Here is a 1,732-nt window from a genome sequence, read left to right on the forward strand (position 1 = left end):
ACGTCAACGGAGTTGCCGGCGCCGACATCGTCTGGACGCTGGCCGGGCCGACCCAGATCACCGGCTCGATCAACGGCATCGACGCCATCCATATCGACCTGGTCGCATCGTCGCTGCCAATCCTGGCGGGCACCAACGGCTCGGCGACAGTCAATGTGACGCTGCTCGACAACTTCCCGCATCCCGACGCGGGTGGACAGAATGTCATCAACCTGACCGGCATCAATGTGGTCGCTACCGATTCGGACGGAGACCAGGCGAGCGCGACGGTTCAGGTCAATGTTACAGACGACGTGCCGACGGCGGTTGCCGACAGTGCGACGCAGACGACCGAGAATGCGCCTGTGACGGTGAACGTGTTCGCCAACGACGTGCCTGGCGCGGACGGAGTGAACATCACCGATCCGACCAAGGTGAGCTATGTGGCGGGATCGCTGGCGGGCGGCACCGGAACGGTCACCTACCACAATGATGGCACCTTCACCTACGCGCCGGTCGCCGGCGAGGAAGGGACGGTGACGTTCCAGTACCAGATCGTCGACGGTGACGGCGATCCGTCGGTGACCACGGTGACGATCAACCTGCTGAAGGATTCGACGCCGACGCTCGTGATCGCCGCGGGTTCGGACACCAGCGTGAACGAGGCTGGCCTTCCGGTGCGCGGCATCGAGCCGGCAGGTTCCGGCGAGATTGCCGACCATGATGGGACCAACAACAGCGATCCGAGCGAAACGGCGACGGGCGCGCTGACGATCACGACGGGCAGCGACACGATCGGCCACCTTTACGTGACCGACAAGAACAACCTCCAGGTGGAAGTGACCAATGGCGGCCTGGTGCATGGCCAGTATGGCGACCTGACGATCACCGGCACGCCGGCGACAGGCTACACCTATTCCTACACGCTGCTGGACAACACCTCGGGCAACACTACCCATGACGACTTCGCCGTCCAGGTGGTCGATTCCGACGGTGATCCGGCCTCCACGACGCTCTCCATCGCCATCGTCGACGACGTGCCGACGGCGGTTGCCGACAGTGCGACGCAGACGACCGAGAATGCGCCTGTGACGGTGAACGTGTTCGCCAACGACGTGCCTGGCGCGGACGGAGTGAACATCACCGATCCGACCAAGGTGAGCTATGTGGCGGGATCGCTGGCGGGCGGCACCGGAACGGTCACCTACCACAATGATGGCACCTTCACCTACGCGCCGGTCGCCGGCGAGGAAGGGACGGTGACGTTCCAGTACCAGATCGTCGACGGTGACGGCGATCCGTCGGTGACCACGGTGACGATCAACCTGCTGAAGGATTCGACGCCGACGCTCGTGATCGCCGCGGGTTCGGACACCAGCGTGAACGAGGCTGGCCTTCCGGTGCGCGGCATCGAGCCGGCAGGTTCCGGCGAGATTGCCGACCATGATGGGACCAACAACAGCGATCCGAGCGAAACGGCGACGGGCGCGCTGACGATCACGACGGGCAGCGACACGATCGGCCACCTTTACGTGACCGACAAGAACAACCTCCAGGTGGAAGTGACCAATGGCGGCCTGGTGCATGGCCAGTATGGCGACCTGACGATCACCGGCACGCCGGCGACAGGCTACACCTATTCCTACACGCTGCTGGACAACACCTCGGGCAACACTACCCATGACGACTTCGCCGTCCAGGTGGTCGATTCCGACGGTGATCCGGCCTCCACGACGCTCTCCATCGCCATCAT

The 1,732-nt window shown here is 63.9% G+C and carries 1 protein-coding gene; it reads left to right on the plus strand.

The features are described 5' to 3' along the window. Positions 1–1,732: Ig-like domain-containing protein (locus tag EN861_RS35670; RefSeq protein ID WP_189343810.1), on the plus strand; the 1,732-nt coding region annotated here is incomplete at both ends.

Origin of the sequence: Mesorhizobium sp. M8A.F.Ca.ET.218.01.1.1, assembly GCF_004791165.1 — a bacterium.
Taxonomy (GTDB): Bacteria; Pseudomonadota; Alphaproteobacteria; order Rhizobiales; family Rhizobiaceae; genus Mesorhizobium.